Below are 9,209 nucleotides of genomic sequence, written 5' to 3' on the forward strand. Positions count from 1 at the left end.
TCCGCAGGTCGGCTGTCGCCGCTTCCGGCCGACCAGCGTACGGCCGGAAGCGGCTCTCCTGCACCTCTACGTGTCAGAGGATGCCGGCGGCCTTGGCTTTCTCGATGTTCCTGTTGTGCTCGGCGAGCGTCGCGGCGAAGGCCGAGTGGCCCTGCTTGTCGATCGCCACGAAGTAGATCCAGTCACCCTTCGGCGGCTCCAGCGCGCCCTCGAGCGCCGCCTTGCCCGGGTTGTTGATCGGGGTCGGCGTGAGCCCCTCCTTGCCGTGCAGGCGGTAGGGGTTCTTCTCGCTGCGCAGCTCGGCGGTCGTCATGTCCTTCGACGGCTTCGTCTTCTTGCCGGTGAGCTGGTAGTAGTAGTTGATGCCGACGTCGTACTCGAGGCACTTGCAGGCCAGCTCGGGCGACCCGACGTAAAGGCGGTTGTAGGCGGCGCGGGCCACCTTGCCCAGATCGTCCTTGTTGCCCGCCTCGGCCTGCGCCAGCGACGCGACGGTCAGCACCTCGTAGGGGCTGATCTTGCGGTCCTGCTCCGCCTTCTGCACGAAGCCGATGTCGTCGGTCACCTGCAGGAAGTGCTGCACCATGATGCCGAGGTACTCCTCGGCGGTGCCGTCCGGCGGAAACTCGTAGGTCTCGGGGAAGAGGAAGCCCTCGATCGACTTGGTGACCTTCTGCCCGTCCGTGCGGTTGAACCAGAAGTCCGGCACGCCCAGCGCCTCGGGGTCCTTCGCCGCCTTCTTGAAGTCGGCGACGGGCACGCCCGTCTTCTTGGAGAGCTCCGCGAAGACCTGGTTCGCGTACCAGCCCTCCTTGATCGTGACGCCGTTGACCACCCGCGACTTGCCGTTGAGCAGCATCGCCACGGCGTTCTCCGCCGACATCTGTTTCTTCAGCTTGTAGGTGCCGGGCTGGATCGAGCTGCCCTTCGGGTTCGCCTCGGCGGCGTCGATGAAGGCGGCTGTGGACTTCACCACGTCGACCTCGACCAAGGTGTTGCCGATCTCGGTGATCGACCCCTCCTTGATGGCGACCGTGACGTCGCCGGTGCCCGCGCCGTCGTAGTCGGCCGCGGTGAAAAAGCCGCGCACCTTCTCGTAGCCCAGATAGCCACCGACACCCAGCACGCCCAGCAGCGCGAAGACCATCACGAACGCGATCGCGGTCTTGCCGGCGCCGCTGCGTTTTCTGCGGTGCCGCGATTTGGTCTTGTCGACGCTCTGGTCGTCGAACGCCTGGTCCAGCTCGTCGATCATCCTGTCCGCCTCCGCTGTGCGTCCAGCCAGCTCTGCAGGATCTCGACAGCGGCCGCCTGGTCGACCACCGCCCGTTGCCGTTTCCCGCGCACGCCACGTTCGGCGAGCCTGCGGGACGCGACCACGGTCGACATCCGCTCGTCCGTGAGCACCACCGGAACGGGTCCGACCGCCCGTTCCAGCCGCTCAGCGTACGCACGAATGTCGATCGCGGCATCCCCCTCGCGCCCGTTGAGGCGCACCGGGAGACCCACGACGATCTGCACCGCCTCGTGCTCCCCCACGAGGCGAACGAGCTCGGCTATGTCGCCGGGGACGGCGTCGGGCGCCGCCCCCATGTCACGGGGCACCGTGACCAGGGGGGTGGCCAGGATCCCGTCAGGGTCACTCATTGCGACCCCGACGCGCACCTTACCGACATCGACGCCCAGTCGCCTACCCCGCGACAGCGCGCTCATCGGGCCACCCCTCCTCCTCTCAGGCGGCCTCGCCGACCGCCTTCTCCACCGCCGCCAGCAGCACCGGCACCTGGTCAGCGGGCACGCCGCCGCCCTGCGCGAGGTCGGCGTTGCCGCCACCCCGGCCGGACAGCGCGCCCTTGACCAGGTCGTTCGCCGCCAGGCCGCGGCCCTTCGCCGCCGCGTTGACCGCCACGATCAGTGACGCCTTGCCGTTCGCGCGGGCCGCCACCGCGACCACCGCCGGACGAGCCGAGTCGATCTTGCCCCGGATCTCCTGGGCAAGGGTACGCACATCGTTGGTGGCCGCGCCCTCGGGCGCCTCGGTCCCGACGAACGCCACGCCGCGCAGATCCTTGGCCTGCGCCGCGAGCGCCGACGCCCCGCCCAGCACCAGCTGCGCGCGCATCTTCTCGAGCTCCTTCTCGGCGTCGCGCAGCGCCGTGACGGTCTGCTCGACCCGGTCCGCGACCTGGTCGCCGGGCACCCGGAACAGCTCCGACAGGCGGCTGACCAGCAGGTGCTCCTTCGCCAGGAAGCCGAACGCGTCGATGCCCACGAGCGCCTCGACGCGGCGCACGCCGGAGCCGACGGACTGCTCGTTGAGGATCTTCACGAGGCCCAGCTGGCCGGAGCGGGCGACGTGCGTGCCGCCACAGAGTTCACGCGCGTAGTCACCGACCTCAACCACACGGACCTCGTCGCCGTACTTCTCCCCGAACAGCGCCATCGCACCGAGCCGGCGCGCTTCCTCCTGGGAGGTGATGAACGCGTGCACCTCGAGGTCCCGCAGCAGCACCTCGTTGACCTGCTGCTCGACGTCCTGCAGCACGCTCGGCGGCACCGCGCCGGGCGTGTTGAAGTCGAAGCGCAGCCGGCCCGGCGCGTTGAGCGAGCCCGCCTGGGTCGCCGACTCGCCGAGGAACGCCCGCATCGTCTGGTGCACCAGGTGCGTCGCGGTGTGCGACCGCGAGATCGCCTTGCGCCGGGTGACGTCGATCTCCGCGAAGCCCGCCTCGCCCGCGCGCACCTCGCCGCGCACGACCCGCGCCTTGTGCACGATCAGGCCGGGGATCGGCTGCTGCACGTCGACGACCTCGACCTGCCCGCCGCCCACGTTGATCAGGCCGGTGTCCGCCTGCTGGCCGCCGCCCTCGGCGTAGAACGGCGTGGTGTCGAGCACCAGCTCGACGTAGTCGCCCTCGCTCGCCGCCGCGACGCTCGTGCCGCCGCTGCCCAGCAGCGCCCGCACCCGGGACTCGCGCGAGACCTCCTGGTAGCCGGTGAACTCCACCGGGCCGCCCTGGTCCAGCACGCCCCGGTACGCGCTCAGGTCCGCGTGACCCGTCTTGCGCGCCTTCGCGTCCGCCTTCGCCCGGGCCCGCTGGTCGGCCATCAGCCGGCGGAAGCCCTCCTGGTCGACGTCGAGCCCCTGCTCCTGCGCGATCTCCAGGGTCAGGTCGATCGGGAAGCCGTACGTGTCGTGCAGCTGGAACGCCTTGTCGCCGCTCAGTTTCGCCGCGCCGGCCTTCTTGGTGTCCGCGAGCGCGGTGTCCAGGATCGTGGTGCCCTGGCGCAGCGTCGTGAGGAAGGTCTCCTCCTCCGCGTACGCGTAGGTCGAGATCCGGCCGAACTCCTCCGCCAGCTCCGGGTAGGACGGCGCCATGCAGTCACGCGCGACCGGCAGCAGCTCGGGGAAGGTGGCACCCTCCCAGCCGAGCAGCCGCATCGCCCGGATCGCCCGGCGCATGATCCGGCGCAGCACGTAGCCGCGGCCGTCGTTGCTCGGCGTCACGCCGTCGCCGATGAGCATCAGCGCGGTGCGCACGTGATCGGCGACGACCCGCAGGCGTACGTCGTCGGGGTGCGACTCGCCCGCCACGTGCCCCGAGTGCGCGCCGTAGGTCTTGCCCGCCAGCTCCGCCGCGCGGGTCAGGATCGGCTTGACCTCGTCGATCTCGTACAGGTTGTCGACGCCCTGCAGGATCGACGCGATGCGCTCCAGGCCCATGCCGGTGTCGATGTTCTGCTTCGGCAGCGGACCCACGACGGTGAAGTCGGTCTTGCTCTTCACGTCGGTGATCTCGTTCTGCATGAAGACGAGGTTCCAGTACTCCATGTACCGGTCCTCGTCGACCTCCGGGCCGCCGTCCTTGCCGTACTCCGGGCCACGGTCGTAGAACAGCTCCGAGCACGGCCCGGCGGGGCCGGGGATGCCCATCGACCAGTAGTTGTCCGCCTTACCCCGGCGCACGATCCGCTCCGCGGGCACGCCGATCGCGCGCCACAGCTCGAACGCCTCGTCGTCGTCGAAGTAGACGGTCGGCCAGATCCGCTCCGGGTCCAGCCCGAAGCCGCCCTCCTCGACCGGGTTCGTCGACAGCGTCCACGCCAGCCGGATCGCCTCGGCCTTGAAGTAGTCGCCGAACGAGAAGTTGCCGTTCATCTGGAAGAACGTGCCGTGCCGGCTGGTCTTGCCGACCTCGTCGATGTCCGGCGTCCGGATGCACTTCTGCACGCTCACCGCGCGCTGGTAGGGCGGCGTGCGCTGCCCCAGGAAGAACGGGACGAACTGCACCATGCCCGCGTTGATGAACAGCAGGTTGGGGTCGTCGATAGCGGGCAGCGGGGCACTCGGCACGACCGTGTGCCCGTTGGCCTCGAAATGCGCCAGATAGCGCCGCTTGATCTCCGCCGTCTTCATCAGTGACCCTCCTGGGCGTGCCGCCCCTGTGACCCGGGCTGCGGGTCCTCCCGCAGCTCGGCGAACTTGTCCTCGTACAGCTCGCCCGCGGCGAAGGCCTCGTGGATCTCCTGCTCCCGCTCGGCCATCCCCTCGCGGACGTCGTCCACGAAGCTACGCAGTGACTCGACGAGCCCGCCAGCGGATTCCGACAGCGAGGTGGCGATGCCGGTCGGGGTGAACTCGTTCGCCTTCTGCGTGAGCTTGCGCACGACGATGGCGCCGACGGCCAGGCCGACGCCCAGCCAGAGCAACCGCTTCATGGTGTGTTCTTCTTCCTGCGTCGGTGTCAGCGGGTGCGGGCCGCGCGGCGGTTCTTCTTCAGCGTGGCGCGGACCTCACGCTCGTCCTCGGCGTGCCGGCGGGCAGCGGCGGCCTTACGCAGGCCGTAGCCGAATGAAGCCACCTTGACCAGCGGGTTCGCGGCGGCGGCGGACACCACGGTGGCCAGGTTCGCCACGTTGGCCGTCACGTTCTGCGCGTGCTCGGTCATCGTGTCGATCTTCGCCAGCTGGATGTTCACACCGTCCAAAGAGACCTGCACCTGGCCCAGCGTGGCGTTCACGTTGTGCACCGTCTCGGTCACGCCGCCGAGCAGCGGGCCGGTCCGGTCGTTGAGGTCGTTGATCGCGTTCGTCGCGGCATCGACCGTGCGCCCGAGCTTGACGATCGGCACGATCAGCGCCCCCACCAGGATCAGGAACGCGCCCGCCGCGATCAGGCCAGCGATTTCTCCGCCACTCATTACACGCGTCTCCTTACGACCGGGTCATCACGACAACGTGCAGACCCTACCGTCCGTGACCGCGCTCCGCGTCACGACGGCGTCGGTGTCGGATCCAGCAGCGGATCGTCGGCCGGCACCGGGTCCGGCGTCTCCCCGACCAGCGAAGGATCCACGGCCGGCTCCGGCTTGCCCCGCGAGTCCGTGACGGCGTTCTGCACCTTGATACTGACGGTCGACCCGACACACGTCTTCGGATCCGCCGTCGGCACCACCCCATCGGGTCCCACCGAGGGGAGTACGGACGGATCCTGCGCCGCCCGCGCGTCCACGGCACACTCCGGCTCGCGAACCCACAGGTCCAGAGTGAACTCGTCCCGGGTCCAGCAGGTGTACTTCCCGTCGGTCGTGGGCTGATCGGTGCACTCGCCGCTGCGCGGGGCCCAGCCGGCCTGCTTGAGCGCGGCGGCGTACACCTGGTCGGTCTGGTCGAAGGGCTTCTGCGACTGCACCACGCGCTCCCGGAACCTGCAGTCCAGGAAGCACCACCGGCTGCCGCTGCTACGGTCCTCCACGTCCTCGTCGGCCCACCCCGGCACGCTGAGCGAGTCCAGCGAGTTGAAGACAGGATCCCGGGTGAGCGACCGCACGCCGAAGATCAACGGCAGCAGCCCGAGCACGACGACGCTGATCGAGACGAGCGTGAGCACGCGCAGGCGGCGCTTGGCCCGCATCTTCCGGCGCAGCTCGGAGCGGGCGCCCTTGAGCCCGCCCTCCTGCCCGGGGGTCTCATCGGGCTCGGCCGGGGGAATGCCGACGCGCGCGGCGGCCTGGGCTGCGCCGCTGATCCGGCCGCTGTCCTCGCCGCGGTCGTCGAGCTCCCGGCCGGGGATCTCGGCCGCGCCGCGGGCGGGGACCTCGGCAGCCCCACGACCGGGGACTTCCGCTGCTCCGCGACCGGGGACCTCAGGAGCCCCACGACCGGGGACTTCCGCTGCTCCACGACCGGGGACTTCCGCGGCTCCGCGACCGGGGATTGCCGCGGCTCCGCGGCTGGGGACCACTGCTGCGCCGCCCTTGGCGACGGGGGCTGCCGCCTTGGCCACGGCTGCTGTTCCTGCCGCCGCTGCCGCCACTCCTGCCGCCGCTGCCGTGCCCGCCGGGGCCGGGGGCGTCGCCATTCCTGCTGCCGGCGTCGCCTTGCCTGCCGGCGTCGCCTTGCCCGCCGGGGTTGCCTTGCCTGCCGGGGTTGCCTGGCCCGCCGGAATTGCGCTGCCTGCCGGGGTTGCGTTTCCCGCCGGCGGAGTCGCTTTTCCGGCCGCCGGTGCTGCCGCTTTGGCGACCCCCGGGGTGGCGGCTTGCGGTGCCGGGCCGGTCCTGCCGTCACCCGCGCCGCCGGCGGCCTGCATCGCGGCTGCTGCTCGGCCGGCTTGCATCCCGGCGGCCCGACCGGAGATGCCACCCGTCCGGTTGATGCCACCGGTGTGGTGCTGGCCGGACTCGTGCGGGGCGACCTGCGGGTCACCCGGGCGAGAGCCGTCCTGCCCGCCCTGACGAGGGTCCGGCTGGCCGGGACGAAGGCCGGGCTGCTGACCCTGCCGGGGGCCGGGCTGCTGACCCTGGCGAGGGTCGGGCTGCTGGCCCTGGCGGGGATCGGGCTGCTGGCCCTGGCGGGGGTCGGCGGGCTGGCCGGGGCGGGGCACGCGGCCGCTGCCCCGGGCTGTTCCGGGAACCGACGCGCGGCCGCCGGCCTGGGGGCCGTCACCGATCTTGGGCAGCTGGCCGGTGGAGCCGAGCACCCCGGACGAGGTACCGGCCATGGCCCCGGCACGCCCGGGCAGCGCCGGCGTCCGCACACCCTCGCGGCCAGGCACGACCGGAGGCACCACGGCTGCGGAAGCGCGCGCGGGACCGGCCGGCGCCGGCGGACCGGACCGAGGCGCAGGTCCGGCCGGCGTGGGTGGACCGGATCGAGGCGCGGGACCGGCCGGCGTGGGCCCACCGGACCGGGGCGCGGGACCGGCCGGAGCCGGCGGACCGGACCGGGGCGCGGGACCGTGGGACTGATCGCCGGAACCGCTGCCGGGCTCGGGGCGTCCGTGCCGTCCCCCGCCGTCGCGGCCACCGGCGTCGGGCTGGCCCTCGGGACGCGCCCGCCCGGTGCTGCCGGCGTTCCGCGAGCCGAAGGACGGGCCGTCCGCCCCGGGGATCGCCGACACCGGCCGCGCGGACCCACTCACCGGCCGCGCCGAACCACCGAACTGCCCGCCATCGTCCTCGGCCGCCGCCCGCCGCCCGCGCGCCGCGAAGCCGCCGGTCCGCTCCCCGTCCACCTGCGGGAAGCCGCCGGTGTGCGCGCCACCACCGCGCGGGAAACCGCCGGTGTGCTCACCGTCACCACGCTGGAAGCCACCCGCGCGCTCGCCCTCACCGCGCCGGAAACCACCCGTGGTCTCAGCGTCACCACGCCGGAAGCCACCCGTGGTCTCGGCCTCGCCACGCCGAAAACCGCCCGTGTGCTCACCCTCGCCGCGCCGGAAACCACCCGTGGTCTCGGCGTCACCGCGGCGGAAGCCTCCGGTGTGCTCGGCGTCGTCGGGTCCCTGGTGCCGGGCTGCGCGACCCGTGGGCGAGACGGGACGGCTGGACGGCGACACCGGGCGCCCGGGCATCGGCCCCTGATCGGGGGCACCGTGGCGACCGCCCGTGCGCTCGCCGCGCGGCTGCCCCTCGGGGCGCTCACCACGGCCGGCCGGGTCGCCGGGACGGCCCGGGACGCCGCCGTGGCGGACGCCGGGGACTTCGGGGGCGTTGCCGGAGGCGGGAACGCCCGCGCCGGGGCCGACAGCCGGGTAGGCGCCCGACCGGTGGCCCGCCGCCGGGTACGCCCCGGACGGGTGGTCCAGCGCCGGGTAGGCACCCGAGGGCCCCCCGAACGCCGGGAACGAGCCCGAGGTCTCCGGGTCGGCACGCCCGGCGTAGGGGCGCGCACCATAGGTTCCGGGAGAGACCTGGCGGCGGCCCTGTCCGGGACCGGAGGGCGCCGGCGGGACCGCACGGCCGGCCGGCCCACCGGCTCGCGGCAACGGACCCGAGGCGTCGCGCTGCCCCGCACCGGACGTCGGGCGAGGAATCGGACCCGACACGTCCCGCTGACCGGGCCCCGACGTGGGACGTGGGATCGGACCCGACACGTCGCGCCGGCCGGGCGCCGCGCGAGGCGGAACCTGGCCGGGCGCGGAGCCGGGCGGAACCTGGCCGGGCGCGGAGCCGGGCGAAGTTTGACCGGGCGCGGAACGTCCGGGGGGAACGGCCCGGCCGGGCGCGGGCGGCATCGCTTGACCCTGGGCCGGACGGGCGGCACCGGGCGCCCCGGGGCCGGAAGCCGGACGCGGCGCCGAGCCGGAAGCCGCGCGCGGCGGGACGGCCTGACCCGGCTGAGCACCGGTAGGACGAGCCGGCGCGGCCTGACCCTGCGACGGACCCGCAGAGCGAGCCGGCCCGGCCTGACCCTGCGACGGACCCGCAGAGCGAGCCGGCGCGGCCTGACCCTGCTGCGGGCCCGCGGGACGGGAGGACGCGGCCTGCTGCGGGCCGGTGGGACGCGGCGGCGCGGCCTGACCCTGCTGCGGGCCGGTGGGGCGAGGGGGCGTGGCCTGGGCCTGCGGCGGGGTGGCGGCGGGGCGGGGTGCGGGCGGCGCGGAGGTGGGGAGCGGCGGGAACGGGTCGTCGTCGCCGGGGTGGTCGTCGGGGCCGGGGGCGGTGCGGCCGCTCTTGCTGATGCGGGCCTCGCCGGGGGCGGCGCCCGGGCCGATGGCGCCGGCCTGCTGTTTGGCGGTGCGGAGGTCATCCAGCCAGCCGGTCTCCTCGCGGGGGAGCTCCTGGGGCTCCACCGGCTCCGGGCGCGCGCGGCCGAACAGACGTCGGCCGCGGCCGGTCTGGTCCGAGCGCTGCTCGTCGTGGTCGTCGGGCCTGTCGGCACCGCGCCTGCTCACGGCTGGTCCTCTCCGGCGGCTGCGCCGCTGTCGT

The 9,209-nt window shown here is 73.3% G+C and carries 7 protein-coding genes; 1 reads left to right on the plus strand and 6 read right to left on the minus strand.

Annotated features, from left to right (window positions below; translation table 11 throughout):
• Positions 1 to 73 precede the first annotated feature (73 nt).
• The 6 genes from mltG to RBH18_RS27485 form a co-directional block, all read right to left on the minus strand.
• Positions 74 to 1,255 (minus strand): endolytic transglycosylase MltG, encoded by a 1,182-nt coding sequence (gene mltG / locus RBH18_RS27460; RefSeq protein WP_306212811.1) that lies wholly within the window; start codon positions 1,253 to 1,255, stop codon positions 74 to 76.
• Positions 1,252 to 1,713 (minus strand): Holliday junction resolvase RuvX, encoded by a 462-nt coding sequence (ruvX, locus tag RBH18_RS27465; protein WP_306212813.1) that lies wholly within the window; start codon positions 1,711 to 1,713, stop codon positions 1,252 to 1,254. The genes mltG and ruvX overlap by 4 nt, the downstream gene beginning before the upstream one ends.
• Before the next feature lie 19 nt (positions 1,714 to 1,732).
• Entirely contained in the window at positions 1,733 to 4,417 is a 2,685-nt protein-coding gene (gene alaS, locus RBH18_RS27470; RefSeq protein WP_306212815.1) for an alanine--tRNA ligase, read from the minus strand.
• Positions 4,417 to 4,719 (minus strand): hypothetical protein, encoded by a 303-nt coding sequence (locus RBH18_RS27475; RefSeq protein ID WP_305786687.1) that lies wholly within the window; start codon positions 4,717 to 4,719, stop codon positions 4,417 to 4,419. The genes alaS and RBH18_RS27475 overlap by 1 nt, the downstream gene beginning before the upstream one ends.
• Before the next feature lie 26 nt (positions 4,720 to 4,745).
• Positions 4,746 to 5,201 carry a DUF948 domain-containing protein gene (locus RBH18_RS27480; RefSeq protein ID WP_305786688.1) on the minus strand — a complete coding sequence of 152 codons (456 nt, stop codon included), beginning with the start codon at positions 5,199 to 5,201 and terminating at the stop codon, positions 4,746 to 4,748.
• Between the two features lie 71 nt (positions 5,202 to 5,272).
• Complete coding sequence (locus RBH18_RS27485) at positions 5,273 to 7,000, minus strand: hypothetical protein (protein ID WP_306212819.1); 1,728 nt, start codon at positions 6,998 to 7,000, stop codon at positions 5,273 to 5,275.
• A 1,920-nt stretch (positions 7,001 to 8,920) separates the two neighbouring features.
• On the opposite strand from RBH18_RS27485, the gene RBH18_RS27490 reads away from it, so the two are divergent.
• A partial coding sequence (locus tag RBH18_RS27490; RefSeq protein ID WP_306212820.1) for a hypothetical protein occupies positions 8,921 to 9,209 on the plus strand: 289 nt, incomplete at its 3' end.

Origin of the sequence: Actinoplanes oryzae (assembly GCF_030757795.1) — a bacterium.
Lineage (GTDB): Bacteria > Actinomycetota > Actinomycetes > Mycobacteriales > Micromonosporaceae > Actinoplanes.